General features: G+C 42.1%; 17 protein-coding genes. 9 read left to right on the plus strand and 8 right to left on the minus strand.

Annotation, left to right across the window (positions count from 1 at the left end):
* The first annotated feature begins 200 nt into the window (after positions 1 to 200).
* From rsfS to DMB45_RS07440, 8 genes are all read left to right on the plus strand, one after another.
* Entirely contained in the window at positions 201 to 584 is a 384-nt protein-coding gene (rsfS, locus tag DMB45_RS07405; protein ID WP_041502016.1) for a ribosome silencing factor, read from the plus strand.
* The gene (gene ftsH / locus DMB45_RS07410; protein ID WP_041502017.1) at positions 568 to 2559 is read left to right on the plus strand and encodes an ATP-dependent zinc metalloprotease FtsH; all 1992 of its coding nucleotides are present in this window, start codon (positions 568 to 570) and stop codon (positions 2557 to 2559) included. Before rsfS ends, ftsH begins: the two co-directional genes overlap by 17 nt.
* A gap of 17 nt (positions 2560 to 2576) precedes the next feature.
* Complete coding sequence (locus DMB45_RS07415) at positions 2577 to 2786, plus strand: putative signal transducing protein (protein ID WP_041502018.1); 210 nt, start codon at positions 2577 to 2579, stop codon at positions 2784 to 2786.
* Positions 2779 to 3588: a phosphatidate cytidylyltransferase gene (locus tag DMB45_RS07420; RefSeq protein ID WP_052634324.1), complete on the plus strand. Its 810-nt coding sequence runs from the start codon at positions 2779 to 2781 to the stop codon at positions 3586 to 3588. The genes DMB45_RS07415 and DMB45_RS07420 overlap by 8 nt, the downstream gene beginning before the upstream one ends.
* Positions 3589 to 3667: 79 nt before the next feature.
* Positions 3668 to 4339 carry a phosphatidylserine decarboxylase family protein gene (locus DMB45_RS07425; protein WP_041502020.1) on the plus strand — a complete coding sequence of 224 codons (672 nt, stop codon included), beginning with the start codon at positions 3668 to 3670 and terminating at the stop codon, positions 4337 to 4339.
* Between the two features lie 30 nt (positions 4340 to 4369).
* Complete coding sequence (gene panB / locus DMB45_RS07430) at positions 4370 to 5185, plus strand: 3-methyl-2-oxobutanoate hydroxymethyltransferase (RefSeq protein ID WP_041502021.1); 816 nt, start codon at positions 4370 to 4372, stop codon at positions 5183 to 5185.
* A gap of 25 nt (positions 5186 to 5210) precedes the next feature.
* Positions 5211 to 5897 carry an RluA family pseudouridine synthase gene (locus tag DMB45_RS07435; protein ID WP_041502199.1) on the plus strand — a complete coding sequence of 229 codons (687 nt, stop codon included), beginning with the start codon at positions 5211 to 5213 and terminating at the stop codon, positions 5895 to 5897.
* Positions 5898 to 6065: 168 nt separating this feature from the next.
* Positions 6066 to 6242: a (2Fe-2S)-binding protein gene (locus tag DMB45_RS07440; RefSeq protein ID WP_041502022.1), complete on the plus strand. Its 177-nt coding sequence runs from the start codon at positions 6066 to 6068 to the stop codon at positions 6240 to 6242.
* 25 nt (positions 6243 to 6267) lie between these two features.
* Here DMB45_RS07440 and DMB45_RS07445 read toward each other — a convergent pair whose 3' ends face one another.
* The 7 genes from DMB45_RS07445 to htpG form a co-directional block, all read right to left on the minus strand.
* Complete coding sequence (locus DMB45_RS07445; RefSeq protein WP_041502023.1) at positions 6268 to 6744, minus strand: nucleoside deaminase; 477 nt, start codon at positions 6742 to 6744, stop codon at positions 6268 to 6270.
* A 35-nt stretch (positions 6745 to 6779) separates the two neighbouring features.
* Positions 6780 to 7700, minus strand: a complete 921-nt coding sequence (gene lgt / locus DMB45_RS07450) for a prolipoprotein diacylglyceryl transferase (RefSeq protein WP_052634326.1) — start codon at positions 7698 to 7700, stop codon at positions 6780 to 6782.
* 77 nt (positions 7701 to 7777) lie between these two features.
* Positions 7778 to 11062, minus strand: coding sequence for a preprotein translocase subunit SecA (gene secA / locus DMB45_RS07455; protein ID WP_041502024.1), 3285 nt, complete (start codon positions 11060 to 11062; stop codon positions 7778 to 7780).
* A 90-nt stretch (positions 11063 to 11152) separates the two neighbouring features.
* Positions 11153 to 11491, minus strand: a complete 339-nt coding sequence (locus DMB45_RS07460) for a hypothetical protein (protein ID WP_146216427.1) — start codon at positions 11489 to 11491, stop codon at positions 11153 to 11155.
* A gap of 75 nt (positions 11492 to 11566) precedes the next feature.
* Positions 11567 to 12220 (minus strand): uracil phosphoribosyltransferase, encoded by a 654-nt coding sequence (gene upp / locus DMB45_RS07465; RefSeq protein ID WP_082027558.1) that lies wholly within the window; start codon positions 12218 to 12220, stop codon positions 11567 to 11569.
* Between the two features lie 65 nt (positions 12221 to 12285).
* Entirely contained in the window at positions 12286 to 12909 is a 624-nt protein-coding gene (locus tag DMB45_RS07470; RefSeq protein ID WP_052634328.1) for an HdeD family acid-resistance protein, read from the minus strand.
* A gap of 109 nt (positions 12910 to 13018) precedes the next feature.
* Positions 13019 to 15070 (minus strand): molecular chaperone HtpG, encoded by a 2052-nt coding sequence (gene htpG, locus DMB45_RS07475; protein ID WP_041502026.1) that lies wholly within the window; start codon positions 15068 to 15070, stop codon positions 13019 to 13021.
* Positions 15071 to 15239: 169 nt separating this feature from the next.
* Here htpG and DMB45_RS07480 point away from each other — a divergent pair, with 169 nt between their 5' ends.
* Complete coding sequence (locus DMB45_RS07480) at positions 15240 to 16247, plus strand: AI-2E family transporter (protein WP_041502027.1); 1008 nt, start codon at positions 15240 to 15242, stop codon at positions 16245 to 16247.
* On the opposite strand, the gene DMB45_RS07485 is transcribed toward DMB45_RS07480, so the two are convergent.
* The gene (locus DMB45_RS07485; protein WP_041502028.1) at positions 16248 to 17426 is read right to left on the minus strand and encodes a DUF4468 domain-containing protein; all 1179 of its coding nucleotides are present in this window, start codon (positions 17424 to 17426) and stop codon (positions 16248 to 16250) included.
* Positions 17427 to 17429 lie beyond the last annotated feature (3 nt).

Here is a 17429-nt window from a genome sequence, read left to right on the forward strand (position 1 = left end):
CTTCTCTCCAAAAACTTTAACAATTTGTATATTATTTTCAACCCCATTTTCTATAACTTATTTTACTGTCAAATCGTCAGAATAAATAAGGAAATGATTTTAGGTACATTTTTTGATAGAAATCAAGAAGAGTCCTTCCAAAACCTTTTAAGTTTAAATAAAAATGTATATTTGTACTGGATTTTAAAACTATTTTTAGAATGAGTGGAGCAGAAAAAATTGTGGAGAATGTAATAAAAACACTGGATGATCATAAGGGTGTCGATATCGTTAAAATTGATCTGAGAAAAATAGAAAACTGTTTTTGTAGTTTCTTCGTAATATGTCATGGAACGTCAAACTCTCATGTCGCGAGTTTAGCGGACTATGTTCACGATTCGGTTCGAGAGGAACTGAAAGAAACACCCATACATAAAGAAGGAGAAGATCAAGCCCAATGGATCGTACTGGATTACGGGGATGTCGTGGTGCATATTTTTCAAAAAGAGCAGCGGGACTATTACCAACTGGAGGACTTTTGGGTGGACGCAAAAATAACAAGATTAGAAGAGAATTTAACAATAAATTATGGCAGAAAACAATAAAAATGAAGGCTTCAACTTTCCTCCCGTAGGAGGAAAAAACAATAAAGGATCCAAATTCAGCGGATATTGGATGTATATTATAATCGCCGCCATCATTATCGGTTTCAACTTCCTCAGCATGCCTACCAGCCCGGAAAGGACGACTTGGCAAGAGGTCAAAACTCAAATGTTGGAAAAAGGGGATGTTAAGGAATTCGTGGTGATCACCAACACGGGACGGGTAAACGTATACTTGCAACCTGACAAGATTGAAAATTACAGTAAATTAGTTTCCAAAGGATTCAAAAACAATGAAAACGGTCCCCAATTTTATTTTTCAATAGGTTCGACTGAAACCTTTGAAAAAAACATGGAGGAAGCTCGCAAAGAGATCCCCGGAGCCACGGATGTTACCATTGACTATAAACAAGAATACAACTGGTGGAGTGATGTCATATCCATTATTTTCCCTCTGGCTATCTTAATCTTTATTTGGATTTTCTTCTTCCGGAGGATGAGCAAAAACGCCGGAGGCGGAGGAGGCGGAGGAATTTTCAACGTGGGAAAATCAAAGGCGAAACTTTTCGACAAAGAATCCAACGTGAAAGTAACCTTTAAGGACGTGGCCGGATTAGCGGAAGCTAAACAGGAGGTTGAAGAGATCGTCTCGTTTTTGAAGAGTCCGGACAAATACACGAAATTAGGAGGGAAAATACCCAAGGGAGCTTTGTTGGTCGGTCCTCCGGGAACAGGTAAAACGTTGATGGCAAAAGCTATGGCCGGAGAAGCAAACGTACCTTTCTTCTCCATGTCGGGTTCCGATTTCGTAGAGATGTTTGTCGGCGTCGGAGCTTCCCGCGTTCGGGATTTGTTTAAACAAGCTAAAGAAAAAGCTCCTTGCATTGTCTTTATCGACGAGATCGACGCTATCGGACGTGCCCGGGGTAAAAATCCCAACATGGGTTCAAACGACGAACGAGAAAATACACTGAACCAACTGTTGACGGAAATGGACGGTTTCGAAACCAACTCGGGAGTCATCATCATCGCCGCAACAAATCGAGCCGATATTTTGGACAGTGCCCTTTTGAGAGCCGGACGTTTCGATCGTCAGATATACGTTGACCTACCGGAACTAAAAGACCGGGAAGAGATATTTAAAGTTCATTTGAAACCTTTGAAATTGGCTGATAATGTGGACTACTCTTTTTTGGCTAAACAAACCCCGGGATTCTCAGGCGCAGATATCGCCAATGTGGCTAATGAAGCCGCTCTTATCGCAGCCAGAAAAGATAAATCCGCCGTGGAAAAACAAGATTTCCTGGATGCCATCGACCGAATCGTAGGTGGCCTTGAGAACCGGAGCAAAGTAATAAAAGTCAGCGAAAAGAAAGCGATTGCTTACCATGAAGCCGGTCATGCTACCGTTTCTTGGCTATTACAGCATGCTCATCCCCTTTTAAAAGTGACCATTGTCCCGAGGGGCAAGGCCTTAGGAGCTGCCTGGTATTTACCCCAGGAAAGACAAATTACCACGAAAGAGCAGTTGTTAGATCAAATGTGTTCCGTACTGGGAGGAAGGGCTGCGGAAGAACTCGTTTTCGGGCAAGTTTCGACAGGAGCTCAAAATGACTTAGAAAGGGCTACCAAACAAGCATACGCGATGGTATCCATCTACGGTATGAGCGACAAGATCGGGACTTTAAGTTTTTACGACTCCACGGGACAAAGCGATTTCAGCTTTACAAAACCCTATTCAGAAAAGACGGCAGAACTTATCGATGCCGAAGTGAAGGAGATGGTCAGTGCTGCCTACGAACGCGCAAAACAGTTACTTAAGCAACATCAGGAGCAACATAAACAAGTAGCGGAACTATTAATCGAAAGGGAAGTAATTTTCAGCGATGATTTGGAAAATATTTTAGGAAAACGTCCTTGGTCTGACGAGGAGGAAGAGGTGAAGCCGCAAGAAGACCCTAATGACAACATAGACTAAATTTTACATGTAAATCCATGGACAATTGGGTATCTGTTTTTACGACAAATGAAGAATTTGAGGCGGAAAGGATCAAAGAACTATTAAGCGATTCGAACATTCCCGCCGTGATTTTAAACCAAAAGGATTCTTCTTATATCATGCTCGGAGAGGTAAATGTAATGGTGAATAAAGAGCATAAAGAAGAGGCTGAAAAAGTAATTAAAAACAAGAACGATCGTGAGTAATTTCTGGAAAAGAGCCATCAGCGGATTGCTGTTCGTATTCATTTTAACAGGGTGTATTTTCATACACCCCATTTGCTTTTATATACTCTTTTTTATCATCAATATATTGGGGATTATCGAATTCGGAAGAATGGCAAAAAAAATGAACATCCACATTAATTTTCCGTTCTGCATCCTGTGCGGCAGCGTACTCTTCACGGCAGGATTTCTGCATAACTACATTGATTACAAAGACGGATATCTATTCTTTTTCCTGTTGACCTTTCTGATGGCCATCCGGGAATTATACCGAAAACAAGGAAACGGTTTTCAGAACATAGCCTTTTCTTATTACGCCTTATTGTATATCAGTTTGCCTTTCACTCTATTGATCTACCTTCCTTACATGACTTCCGGTCAATGGATGCCGGAAATTATCTTTTTCCCATTCCTGCTCGTGTGGATCAACGATACATTCGCCTACCTGTTCGGTTCTCAATTCGGGAAACATAAATTATTCCCCAGAATATCACCTAAAAAATCCTGGGAAGGAGCTATCGGCGGAGGAGTCACTACCATTCTTGCCGCTCTTTGTATAGCCCCACACATCGAAGGATATACCATCATAGATACGGCCATCATAGCCTGTATCGTAGTCGTATTCGGAATATACGGGGACTTATTGGAATCCCTCTTTAAGCGAAGCATCGAGATAAAAGATTCGGGTAATATATTACCGGGACACGGGGGGATTTTGGACAGATTCGATGCAATTATCTTCGCAATCCCCGCTATTTTTGTTTATATGGAATTCATGTATTAACTTTGCGACTTGTTTTGAAATAAAATCATAATAAGACTAATAAAGACCAATCGCTCTTTGCGAACTAAAATATTACCCGATGAAAATACATAAGGCTGGCTATCCGTTACTATTCAAAGTTTTCGTGTTTATTGCTTTTATAAACGTATTGATCTATGTCTTCATTCCAAGCGATCTTATTTTTCGGATCATACTTGTAGTAAGCGCCGTCATATACCTGCTGATCGTAAACTTCTTTCGATTTCCCCATCGGCATATTCAAGTAAACGATAACACGATCTTAGCCCCCGCAGACGGAAAAATCGTGGTCGTAGAAGAGACATACGAGCCTGAATACCTGAAAAGTCGATGTATTCAAGTATCTATCTTTATGAATATTTTTAACGTGCATATCAATTGGTTTGCCATAAACGGCATCATCAAATATTTTAAATACCATCAAGGAAGATACATGGCCGCCTACCTGCCGAAATCTTCCACGGAAAACGAGAGAACAACCATTGCCATCGAGGCTCGAAACGGACAAGAGATCGTTATGCGACAGATCGCGGGAGCCATGGCTAAGCGAATTGTTTCTTATGCCCCCGTGGGAGGAGAAGCTCGCCAAGACGAACATGCAGGATTTATTAAATTCGGTTCAAGAGTGGATCTTTTTTTACCTCTCGGAACCCAAATCAATGTAAAATTAGGTCAGAAAGTGACCGGTTCACAAACACTTATCGGAACATTTCAGAACCCTGAATCCAAGTGATACGTCAGCGGATTTACAAATCAGAATGCAATGTCAGTTCAAAGGAAAGTAAAAAGAGTTACTACCCATGTTTTATCGGAGATGAAACTAAAGGGCGAAAAAATAAGCATGTTGACGGCCTACGACTTCTCTATGGCCCAAATCATTGATCATGCAGGAATAGACGTTATCCTTGTTGGAGACTCGGCTTCGAACGTCATGGCAGGACACGAAACGACTTTACCGATCACTCTCGATCAAATGATCTACCACGGGGCCTCCGTGGTCAGAGGGGTAGACCGCGCTCTGGTTGTTGTCGATATGCCTTTCGGCAGCTACCAGGGAAACAGTAAAGAGGCCTTGTGTTCCGCCATACGAATCATGAAAGAGACCAGTGCCGATGCCGTAAAATTAGAAGGAGGTGAAGAGATACTGGAATCCATTGCCCGCATTCTTTCTGCTGGAATACCTATCATGGGACATTTGGGATTAACCCCACAAAGTATTCACAAGTTCGGAACCTATGTAGTTCGAGCTCAAGAAAATGACGAGGCTGAAAAATTGGTAGCAGATGCCCACTTGTTGGAGGAAGCAGGATGCTTCGCACTTGTTTTGGAGAAAATCCCGGCCCAATTAGCCGCCCGCGTCGCTAAAGAGTTAACGATACCGGTAATCGGCATCGGTGCTGGCGGTGGTGTTGACGGTCAGGTATTGGTTATACACGACATGTTAGGTATCAATCAGGAATTCTCCCCTCGTTTCTTACGCCGCTATCACAATCTGTACGCGGAGATCAGCGGAGCTGTAAGCAATTACATCAACGATGTAAAAAGCAGAAACTTCCCGAACGAAAGGGAGCAATATTAAATTTGAAAAAATAGAAAAAATGAGTTTGGAAATTTTATACGAGGATAATCATATCATTGCCGTCAATAAAAAAAATTCCGATATTGTACAGGCGGACAAAACCGGAGACGAACCTCTTAGCGAGCAGGTAAAAGCATACATCAAAAAGAAATACAACAAACCGGGAGATGTATTTCTCGGAATTCCCCACCGGGTAGATAGACCTGTAAGCGGTGTCGTCCTCTTCGCCAAAACAAGCAAAGCTCTTACCCGGTTAAATAAAATGTTCCAGGAACATGACAACGAGATAACCAAGATTTATTGGGCGATCGTAAGCGAACTGCCGCAAGAGGACGAAGCACGTTTAGTCCATTATTTAGTACGCGATACGGAAAAAAATAAATCTTCCGTGTACACCCGCCCTCGTCCGGGTGCTAAAGAGGCTATCTTGGAATACAAGTTAATCAACGGAAGCCAAAACTATTTCCTGTTAGAAGTAAAACTCTGCACGGGCAGACACCATCAAATCCGTTGCCAGTTAGCTAAAATAGGATGTCCCATCAAGGGCGACCTGAAATACGGTTCGCCTCGTTCCAATCCCGGAGGAGGTATCAGTTTACATGCTCGCAGCATTAGTTTTATGCACCCTGTAAAACAGGAGATGATCACCATCACGGCTACCCCGCCATTGGAAGACAACCTTTGGAGTTTCTTCTATAATAACTTAAAATAATCCGAATTCTTCAACATAACTTAACGGGATCGCTTGTAGGATCCCGTTTTCGCTGTAAATAGATTTTCTCTATCCTCTCATAAATAGATAATATCGAATCTTATATGATTCTTAAAAAAAAATACTTTATCTTTGAAACGCACACATAACAGTAGAATAATATAATCTATGAGTGAGGAAATAATCTGTAACTGTTTTCAAGTATCAAAGGCCGATATCGTAAAAGCGATTCGGGAACAAGGTTTAAAAACAGTAGAAGAAGTCGGTGACGCTACAAATGCAGGATGTGGGTGCGGTGGCTGTCAAGATGAAATCCAGGCTATTCTGGATGAAATCAACAAATAAAAGGTGCTTTTAAAAAGCACCTTTTTCAATAGACTGTTTTATTTTCATTCTCTTTCCATAATCGGAACTCCTCTCCGCTTCCCTCCTCCCGTTTATTGATAAAGGGAATGAAACGATCGGGACCGTCCAAGGCAATCTCCTTATAGATGAAAGAGTCGTCGAATCCGCCATCGGCCGCATCTTCTTTGGTAGAAGCATAATAAAGATGATCGGGACGTGCCCAATAGATGGCCCCTAAGCACATCGGACAAGGTTCGCAACTGGAGTAAATATCACACCCTTTCAATTGAAAAGAATCCAACTGCTTACAAGCCTTTCGTATGGCATTCACCTCGGCATGAGCGGTCGGATCGTTATCCGGCACAACCGTGTTACCGGATGTAGCGATAATTTTTCCGTCACGTACGACAATCGCCCCGAAAGGTCCACCCGTTCCGTTTTTCACGTTATCCAAGGCTATACGAATCGCCTCTTTCATAAACTCCTTATTGTATGCAGCCATATGAATGAATAATTTATATATAAAAACGAACTAATTCAATTTTTTGCCTTAACTTTTTTCCGGCTACTGTACCATATCATAAATGCTCCGAACAGGACGAAAGGAATACTTAACCATTGTCCCATCTTCAACGCCATTTCTGCCTCCCAGGGTTCCTGTACCTCCTTAAAGAATTCGATGATGAAACGAGCCGTAAAGATCAATACGAGAAACATCCCGAAAAGATACCCCTCTCTCTCTTTCACCTTCGTTTTCCAATAGAGATGCATAAGTACGGCAAAACTAATCAAATAACAGATCGCTTCGTACAACTGGGCCGGATGCCTGAGGAAATGAAGACCCGTACGGGTCTTGGCAATAATCCCGTCCTTCAGGTATTGTGTAATCTGTTCCGTGGAAAAAACGGCCTTTATCCACTCGCTATCGTCCACCCGCAAAAAATGAAATCCCCAGGGTACGGCTGTCGGAGCCCCGATAATCTCCGAATTCATAAAATTTCCCATCCGAATAAAGAATCCCGCTAACGCAATCGGCACGACAGCCCGGTCCAATATCCAGAATATGGATTTTTTACTTACCTTTTTAGAGTAATACCATAATCCGACAATAATTCCGATAGCAGCCCCGTGACTTGCCAGTCCTTGGTATCCCGTAAAATGGAATCCACCTTCAAAACGTACCGGTAAAATGATCTCAAGTGGATGACTGCTGTAATAATCCCAATCATAGAAAAAACAATGCCCTAAACGAGCACCTATCACCGTGGCTATGGCAACATATATCCATAGCTTATCCAGCCATTTCTGACTCAGACCTTCCGATTGGAACATCTTTTCTTCAACCTTATAGCCAAATATAAAGGCCAACGCAAACAATAATCCGTAATAACGGACAGAAATGCCTCCCAAATTAAATATCTCCGGACTTACGTTCCAATCAATATAAAGCGAAATCATGTTTTTGATTTAAAGATTATATAGAGAATGAAATCCGGAGATCAATAAACCAACCTCCGGATTTCCTCATTCGTTTATTACTCTTCTTTCCCGTGACAATTTTTGTATTTTTTGCCGCTTCCGCAAGGACAAGGATCGTTACGTCCGACCTTCGGTCCCACGTGTACCGGTTCCTGTTTGCGTTGTTCCCGGTTGGCTTGAGGAGCCATATCCGAACGCCCGGTTTTCATTTTACTCAAATCCGTACGTCTCTCTTCGGCCTGACGTACATCTTCCGATGCTTCGAAAGGAATCTGTCCCTTCATCAGCGTGGAAACCACGCTTTTGTTGATTTTGTCGACCATGGATTTAAACAGGTTGAACGACTCGAATTTATAGATCAGCAACGGATCTTTTTGTTCATAAGTAGCATTCTGCACGGATTGTTTCAAATCGTCCATCTCTCTCAAATGCTCCTTCCACGCGTCATCGATATGGGCAAGCATGATTGATTTCTCGTATGCCCGAACCAACTCTTCTCCACCCGAATGATAGGCTTTTTCCAAATTGGTAACGACATTATACATCTTCATTCCGTCCGTGAAAGGCACTATAATATTCTTAAACAACTCTCCCCGCTGTTCGAATACATTCTTAATCACCGGGAAAGCCTGACGGGAGATACTTTCCACTTTTCGGGTGTATGTTTCCCGCATCTGCCGATACAAATCTTCCGTAATATCAGCTACCGATTTTTTCTGGAAAACTTCAGGAGTGATCTCGTAGTTGACGGAAAGATTCTTCAACACGGCTAAACGGAACCCTTCCAAATCGTTTGCCTCTTTATATTCCTCAACCAATCCCTCGCAAACATCATACATCGTATTGGCGATATCCACTCCAATCCGTTCGCCCAACAACGCATGACGTCTCTTTTTATAAATAACTTCCCGTTGCGAGTTCATCACGTCGTCGTACTCCAACAAACGCTTACGGATACCGAAGTTATTCTCTTCCACCTTTCGTTGAGCTCTCTCGATAGATTTTGTAATCATGGAGTGTTGAATCACATCCCCCTCCTCATGTCCCAAACGATCCATCACCCGAATAATCCGCTCGGAACTGAACAAACGCATCAAATCGTCTTCCAGGGAAACGAAGAACTGAGAAGACCCCGGATCACCCTGACGTCCCGCACGACCGCGTAACTGCCGGTCGACGCGACGAGAATCATGACGTTCCGTCCCCACAATAGCCAAACCGCCGGCAGCCCTCACTTCCGGGCTCAATTTGATATCGGTACCACGACCCGCCATATTGGTTGCAATGGTAACCACTTGCGACTGACCTGCAACCGCTACAATCTCAGCCTCTCGTTGATGCAACTTGGCATTCAATACATTATGCTTGATACCCCTCAGTTTCAACATACGGCTTAGTAATTCGGAAACCTCTACCGAGGTCGTACCGACCAATACAGGACGTCCTTCTCCTACCAAACGGGTAATTTCATCGATAACGGCATTGTATTTTTCGCGTTTGGTCTTATACACATAATCGTTGGCGTCCTTACGTACCACCGGACGGTTGGTCGGAATAACCACTACATCCAATTTATATATATCCCAGAACTCTCCCGCTTCCGTTTCTGCCGTACCGGTCATACCGGCCAACTTATGGTACATCCTGAAATAGTTCTGTAACGTAATGGTAGCAAATGTCTGAGTGGCAGCTTCAACCTTTACATTTTCCTTTGCTTCGATAGCTTGATGCAGACCGTCTGAATAACGGCGTCCTTCCATAATACGTCCCGTCTGTTCGTCCACGATCTTCACTTTATTATCGATCACCACGTATTCCACGTCAAGTTCAAATAAGGTATAGGCCTTCAATAATTGATTTACCGTATGCACTCGTTCCGATTTGGCTGCATATCCTTGGATCAGCTCATCCTTTTTAGCAATCTTGTCCTCGTCCGACAATCCCATCTTATCAATCTCCGCTAATTCCGACCCGATATCCGGCAAAATAAAGAAATCAGGATCCTCACCCGCAGCCGTAATCGTATCATGTCCTTTATCGGTCAGGTCGATGGAATTCTGTTTTTCATCGATCACAAAATAAAGATCATCGGTGATCTCCGGCATCCGGCGATTATTCTCCTGCATATAGATATTCTCCGTCCTAACCAAAATCGCCTTATTTCCCTGTTCACTCAAAAACTTGATCAACGGCTTATACTTAGGCAATCCTTTAAAAGCCCTCAACAAAAGAATGGCTCCTTCATCCACTTTCTTTTTATCATCACTGGCCAAAAGCACTTTTGCCTCATTGAAAATGCGGGTTACCAAATCCCTCTGCATTTTAACCAACTTCTCCACGCGAGGCTTATACTCGTCGAACATCTGATCATCCCCTTTGGGAACCGGACCCGAAATAATCAACGGGGTACGGGCGTCATCGATCAACACGGAGTCTACCTCATCGACAATGGCATAATTGTGTTTTCTTTGTACCAGATCTTCGGGATGAATAGACATATTATCCCTCAAATAATCGAAACCGAATTCATTATTCGTTCCGAAAGTTATATCTGCCTGATACGCCTTTCTACGTTCCGGAGAGTTAGGTTCCGTTTTGTCAATACAGTCCACGGATAACCCATGGAACATATAGAGCGGCCCCATCCATTCCGAGTCACGTTTAGCCAAATAGTCATTCACGGTCACGACATGCACCCCTCGTCCGGTCAAAGCATTCAGGAAAACAGGTAGGGTTGCCACTAAAGTTTTACCCTCGCCGGTAGCCATCTCCGCAATTTTTCCCTGATGCAACACGGCACCACCGATCAACTGCACATCGTAATGTACCATATCCCAGGTAACCTCGTTTCCTCCTGCTATCCAAGAATTGAAATAGATAGCCTCGTCGCCGTCAATCTCCACAAAATCTTTCGTAACGGCTAACTGACGATCGAAATCATTCGCTTTGACCACAATCTCTTTATTCTCGGTAAAGCGTCGGGCCGTATCTTTCATGACGGCAAAAGCCGTCGGCATAATCTCGTTTAAAACCTCTTCTATCTTTTTATCGATCTGCTCCTCTAACTTGTCAATCTTCGTATAGATATCCTCCCGTTCTTCTATGGAAGGTTTCTCATTTTCGATCTTTGCTTTTAACGTTGCAATCTCGTCTTCTTCCTCCTTCACGTAGGCGTGTACCTTGGCCTTCAAATCTGCCGAAAGTGCACGAAGCTCATCATCGCTTAATTTTTTTACCTTTTCCCACTCGGCATTTACTTTAGCCACAATAGGCAACAACTCTTTTAAATCCCGATCCGATTTATTACCGAAGAGTTGTTTTAATATATCATTAAAACCCATATTTCTTTTGTATTTATGAAAACTGATTATTTATATTTAAGATGGTTCTACAGGATCGCATCACCTATCGCGATCAAAAACCATATAGACTCAAACCTTGAATTGCAGTGCCTTTCCGGGCGCCCGGATGGGATTGGCCGCCACGTCAGGAGACTTAAACCCGGGAAGCGCAACCCACGAACAAGAAAAACGATCTGCAATCAAATCGGATATTGTCGTTAAGCTTTGGGCTCCAAACACATCAAAAGCCAGTTCATCAACTGACTTTTTCTCCAATGCAACGGTAATAATCTTTTGAGTAGAAGATATCAATAACCTGTAACTATCCCTTCCGACAGGTACACTTTCATTACGTCCGCCGGAAGGTATTGTCACGACACATCCGGCCACGACATAAAGTGCTGCTAACAGGTATTTATTCATTTCCACAAGCCAAAGATAATACAATAAAGTTAAAAACTAAACGTTAACAAAAAAAGATAGAGAAAAAATCGCTTCACCTTCTTATAACTTTTCTCCAAAAGCCAAATCCCCCGCGTCTCCGATTCCCGGATCGATATATGATTTATCGGTCAACCGCTCATCAATAGCTCCAGTCCACAAAGTAACCGGTTCCTCTTTTAATGCTTCGGTCACATGATACAACCCTTGTCTACTGGTTATAATTGCCGCAATATGGGTATGATCGGGTTTTCCGCCTTGTTTCAACAACTCACGATAAGCAACCACAAGGGAGGCTCCCGTGGCCAACATAGGATCAACCAACAACAGTTGTTTCTTTCTCAGATCCGGCGTATATATCGAATCAAAACGGATCTCAAAGCCGTGATCATCTCGGTAAGCACGTCGGGCCGAAATAAAAGCATTCTCCGCACTGTCGAAATAGTTTAAAAAGCCTTGATGAAAAGGAAGTCCCGCCCTCATGACAGAGGCAACAACAACCTTATCCGTCGGTAACATAACCTCAGCCACATCAATCGGAGTACGTACCTTACACGTATCGTAACGAAAGGTCTTACTGATCTCGTAAGCCATAATCTCCCCCACCCGTTCCAAATTCCGACGAAAACGCAAGGAATCCTTCTGAATGTTTATATCCCGTAACTCTGCCAAAAAACGATTATAAACAGAATTTTCTTCATTGATTACCTTTACCATGATACTTTGTAGATCTTTTTTATTCTGCCACAAAGAAAACAATAAAATTCGAGAACGTGAAAAATTCAGTTATCCTCTTTGATCTCTTCGTAATCCGCATCTTCGATCTCCCCGCCACCCATCTTCTGGCGTTGTTCTTCCTCTTGTCTCTGCTTACGTAGTTTATTAATATTATACTGATTGATCAAATCGGTCACTCCGTAAAAGACAGTGGTAATTCCGAAGAAAGTGATGATCCCTTCTTTGGCCGAGAAAGGATTGGCAAATACAATAAATCCAGCCAACAGAATCAACACGGGAAACAAATAATTTACAGCAGGAATCGGACCGAATTTCCGTGCGGACGTCAACAATACCAACTGTCCGATACCGGCAACAAGCAGAATAAATCCCAACAAATACATCAACATATTGGTAAAGAAATCCGCCATAAACCATAATAAAAGGCCCAGAATAATACTTCCGATTCCATTAAAGGATGATAATTCGCCTGGGGAATCTTCACCCTTGTCTCTATATGAGACAATCAGTGACACCAATCCGGTTATAAAAAATACGGCCCCGATAATTTTCACCGTATAATTCAACACCTCCGTAGGCCATAATACTAAAATAAGTCCTAAAACGATCGCGATAATTGACTTTATTACCGATCTTTTGTAGCTTGTTGAAGAATAAATAATCTGCATAGAGTTATGTATAAAATGACATCAATTATGTTTAACGAAGATAATTCTTTTTTGTTTTCCCATGACAAAAAAGAAGCCGGATTTTTATCCGGCTCTTTCTTTATGCAGATCATTTAATCAATTCTATGCTTCTTTTTACAAACTTATTCAACGCTTCACCCTTCAACAGTCCATTAGCAAGAAGAGCCAAATCGATCAACTGCCCCACGATCTTATTCCCGCGTCCGTACTCTTCCAACAAAGTCGTTTTTTGTTTCCTTAAATCGGCAATGGTCTTATCGTATTCGGTTTTCCGGTCTTTATCCACCTGAGGAATTTCTTCCTCTTTTTTTCCTTTGTTCAATTCATCCAACTCCGTTTTCTTACTTTCGGTCTCTTTGATCTCGAAGTCCAAAGGTTCCAGTTTAGCATTCATCGCCTTTTTCTCTTCCTCTAAAACCTCGTTGACCAACTTATGGTCCGTATTTACAACCAAAGTATACTGGTCTCCCATCGACCCGTAAAAGCTCATTCCCGGATTCATGGCAGCCATCTCCTTCATTCGGCGCATAAATTCGGCACGGGTAACGACAACCGGTTCATTATCCTCTCCCATAGCTTCGAAAGAGACCATGAACATACCGTTATCCTTGGGAAGTTGCGAAGAGAAAACGGTACGAAGTTCCTCTTGTTCGACAGCACTCCAAGTCGTCTCTTTCGTTTCGGATTTTTGAATCAATTTATCTATGACATCCGCATCTACCCGTACAAAACGATGATCCGGATTTTTTTGCTCCAGGTGATTGATAAAATGGGTATCCAGCTGACCGTTCATCAAAAGCACACTGTATCCTCTATTCTTGGCTTTTTCAATATAAGTATATTGCTCATGTACGTCCGTAGCATACAAATAAACGATCTTATTATCCTTATCCGTCTGGTCCGGTTTGATCAAATTTTCGTACTCTTCAAGCGTGAAATATTTTCCGTCGGTATCCCTGAAAAGAAAAATTGCCTTGGCTCTCTCATCGAATTTTTCATCCGTCAACATTCCATATTGGATAAAAATCTTCAAATCATCCCATTTTTTCTCGTACTCTTCCCTGTTGCTCGAAAAAATATCGCTCAGGCTATCCGCAACTTTCTTCGTGATATGATTGGAAATTTTTTTCACGTTACGATCGCTTTGCAGATAAGAACGGGAAACATTCAAAGGAATATCCGGAGAATCGATTACCCCGTGTAGCAAAGTCAAATACTCGGGAACGATACCCTCGACCGAATCGGTTACATAAACCTGATTCGAATAGAGTTGGATCTTGTTTTTCTGTATTTCGAATTTGTTATCGATTTTAGGAAAATAAAGGATACCCGTCAGATTAAACGGATAATCCACGTTCAAATGGATATGGAACAACGGATCCTGGGCCATCGGATACAGTTGATGATAAAATTTCAAGTAATCCTCCTCTTGCAAATCCGAAGGTTTACGTGTCCAGGCCGGATTTATATCATTGATTACATTATCCTCTTCCGTATCTTTGTACTCTCCGTCTTTCCACTCTTTTTTCTTTCCGAAGATAATTTCGACAGGCAGGAACCTACAATATTTGGTCAGCAATTCGTTGATTTTATTATCCTCGAGAAAATCTTTCTCCTCTTCATTGATATGCATGACAATATCCGTTCCCCGCTCTGCCTTCTCCGTCTCCTCCATCGTGTATTCGGGAGTTCCGTTACAAGACCATTTCACGGCTTTTGCCCCTTCTTTATAAGATTTGGTGATAATCTCCACCTTATCGCTCACCATGAAAGATGAATAAAAGCCTAATCCGAAATGACCGATAATTGCCGCCCCGTTATCCTTGTATTTTGCCATAAACTCCTCCGCTCCGGAAAAAGCGATCTGATTAATATACTTTTCGACCTCTTCCCCCGTCATTCCGATACCATTATCGGAAACCGTCAATGTTCCTGCCGCTTTGTCAGCCTTCACTCTTACTTTCAACTCTCCCATTTCCCCCTTGAACTCTCCGCTTGTGGCCAACACTTTCAATTTTTGGGAAGCATCCACCGCATTAGAGACAATCTCTCTCAAGAAAATATCATGATCAGAATATAAAAATTTCTTGATAATCGGGAACAAATCCCCCGTTGAAACACCAATCTTTCCTGTTGACATAGTTCTATATTTTTAATTTAGTTATTTTTGAATTTACGCAATCTTTCCGGCAATTGTTATGCCAAATCCAAACAAATGACGATTTGACAGTTCTTAATACATCCGTATAACTTTTTTCTTTCGTTTATCGTTAATTAGTCGATATTCATTAAAATAAACAGAAACACTTATGAGTAATATAAAAGAACAATACTGGAAATATTCGCTTATCATCATTATCTTCGTGTTAGGAATCATCTTGTTTATCAAATTCATTCCCTTTTTAGGCGGTATTTTAGGTGCGATAACCATATATATTCTTCTCAGACAACAAATGTTGTACCTGACAGAAAAAAAACATATGAAACGAGGGCTAATGGCGTTTCTGATGCTATGCGAAACCATCCTTTGTTTTTTAATTCCGCTATTTCTGGTTATTTGGCTACTTGTAAATCAATTGCACGCCATAAATCTCGCTCCCCAAACGCTTATCGCCCCCATTGAACGGCTGGCGGATCTCATCCAGCAACACACGGGCTATTACGCCTTAAGTAAAGACAATATTGCCTCTATGGTCTCTATTTTACCCAAAATAGGACAATTTCTCATGGGAAGTATCAGCAGTTTTACCATGAACGTATTGGTTTTGCTTTTCATACTCTACTTCATGTTAATCGGCGGAACCAAAATGGAAGCCTATATCAATGACATTCTTCCTTTCAACAAAAAGAATTCCCGGAATATATTGCATGAAATCAACATGATCGTAAAATCAAACGCGATCGGAATTCCTCTATTAGCCATCATTCAGGGAGCTATCGCCATGTTAGGATATTATATCTTCGGAACCCCCAGCCCGTTGATATTCGGTATACTGAGTTGCTTCGCAACGATTATTCCCGTCATAGGTACAGCATTGATCTGGATTCCGTTAGTCCTATACATGGGATTAAGCGGAGACTGGGGACACGCGATCGGTTTAACCGTTTACGCCATCATCGTCATTGCTAACGTGGACAATCTAATCCGTTTTGTATTACAAAAGAAAATGGCCGATACCCATCCGTTGATTACCATATTCGGAGTAGTTATCGGCCTTTCTCTATTCGGCTTTATGGGCGTAATCTTCGGTCCTCTTCTCTTATCTATCTTTATTCTTTGCGTAAATATATTCAAAGAAGAGTATTTAGACAACTGATTATTTCACCCATACGTTTACGATTTCGCCGATATAGACTTTATGCAGTTGCTTACCCGCCCATTTTTCTTTCAATTGCTCGTCGAATATAGCTTCCGGAGTTATAGACTGAGAAATCATCTTACGGCATTCGATAATCATCCACGCCTCGGAAAATGCCTTACTCCCGGAAGGAGTTGTAATCGGTGTTAATCCGCTTTCCTTAACCTTATCGGCATCTTTTCCCGAATGATTCCCACAATATTCCAAAACTTCCCTATAAGTCTCCGTGAAAAAAGAGATCGTGTAGGTGTCTCCTTTTTCCATCAGTTGATAGGTATAACGAGTAGGATATATAAAACTAAAGGCGACAGGTTTATTATACAGATACCCCAAACCGCCCCAACTGGCTGTCATCATATTGAATTTTTCGTCATTGCCGGCTGTAATCAAAGACCAACCTTCTGAAAGCATTTTGATTATATTTCCGGGAATTTTATCCGGAGCAATCTGTTTATACCCCTCCAATTGACTGGACGAGTGGGTCATGTCTGCCGCCATCTCCCTGGCGATCTCGACCGGGGCAACCGCCTTCAACGGAGTATTGGCATTTGTTTTCGTCTCACCGACGTTACCTCCCAATACCTTGACGATATCGTCGTACATACGATCTACCAAATCGATCGTATGAATTCTAAATTTACCGGTCGCCCGAATTAATTTATCTCTCTTTTTGGTCAAGGTATGCTCGTCCGTGATCGTACTCTCGGCCCGCAACAGCTCCATACCGTTCGTACGTCCCGTATTATACGAATAGATAATAGAGCTGATCTTCATGTAACAATTTCCGGAGAAACTCGTCAATGATACCTGATAAGTTATTACCGCACGGTCTAACGCTAACAATTTATCGGCAAATACCAAATACTCCTGTCCTTGACAAACGATAGTTCCACCCTGAGGATCCATATATAAAACCCGACTCTCCAACTCTTTATCGGCTACGAATCGTTTTTCCGCCCACTGACTTAATTTCTCATAAATCTGATCTCGAGTAAGTCCGGGCGCTTCAATTACTTTGGTAAAAGTAACCATACCATCTACTACCGGAACCGCTCCGGCCAAGTATTTTTTATCGGTTTTTTCCTGTGCGAAAAGTATTGTCGGCACAAACAAAAGTAAAAATAAAAGCTGTTTCATAGA

This window comes from Sanguibacteroides justesenii (genome assembly GCF_003204205.1).
Taxonomy (GTDB): Bacteria; Bacteroidota; Bacteroidia; order Bacteroidales; family Marinifilaceae; genus Gabonibacter; species Gabonibacter massiliensis.

What these genes read in the sequence shown, in the direction of transcription:
- rsfS (WP_041502016.1), top strand. Translation starts at nt 201, where the DNA reads ATGAGTGGAGCAGAAAAAATTGTGGAGAATGTAATAAAAACACTGGAT.
- ftsH (WP_041502017.1), top strand. Translation starts at nt 568, where the DNA reads ATGGCAGAAAACAATAAAAATGAAGGCTTCAACTTTCCTCCCGTAGGA.
- DMB45_RS07415 (WP_041502018.1), top strand. Translation starts at nt 2,577, where the DNA reads ATGGACAATTGGGTATCTGTTTTTACGACAAATGAAGAATTTGAGGCG.
- DMB45_RS07425 (WP_041502020.1), top strand. Translation starts at nt 3,668, where the DNA reads ATGAAAATACATAAGGCTGGCTATCCGTTACTATTCAAAGTTTTCGTG.
- panB (WP_041502021.1), top strand. Translation starts at nt 4,370, where the DNA reads ATGTCAGTTCAAAGGAAAGTAAAAAGAGTTACTACCCATGTTTTATCG.
- DMB45_RS07440 (WP_041502022.1), top strand. Translation starts at nt 6,066, where the DNA reads ATGAGTGAGGAAATAATCTGTAACTGTTTTCAAGTATCAAAGGCCGAT.
- DMB45_RS07445 (WP_041502023.1), bottom strand. Translation starts at nt 6,744, where the DNA reads ATGGCTGCATACAATAAGGAGTTTATGAAAGAGGCGATTCGTATAGCC.
- lgt (WP_052634326.1), bottom strand. Translation starts at nt 7,700, where the DNA reads ATGATTTCGCTTTATATTGATTGGAACGTAAGTCCGGAGATATTTAAT.
- secA (WP_041502024.1), bottom strand. Translation starts at nt 11,062, where the DNA reads ATGGGTTTTAATGATATATTAAAACAACTCTTCGGTAATAAATCGGAT.
- upp (WP_082027558.1), bottom strand. Translation starts at nt 12,220, where the DNA reads ATGGTAAAGGTAATCAATGAAGAAAATTCTGTTTATAATCGTTTTTTG.
- DMB45_RS07470 (WP_052634328.1), bottom strand. Translation starts at nt 12,909, where the DNA reads ATGCAGATTATTTATTCTTCAACAAGCTACAAAAGATCGGTAATAAAG.
- htpG (WP_041502026.1), bottom strand. Translation starts at nt 15,070, where the DNA reads ATGTCAACAGGAAAGATTGGTGTTTCAACGGGGGATTTGTTCCCGATT.
- DMB45_RS07480 (WP_041502027.1), top strand. Translation starts at nt 15,240, where the DNA reads ATGAGTAATATAAAAGAACAATACTGGAAATATTCGCTTATCATCATT.
- DMB45_RS07485 (WP_041502028.1), bottom strand. Translation starts at nt 17,426, where the DNA reads ATGAAACAGCTTTTATTTTTACTTTTGTTTGTGCCGACAATACTTTTC.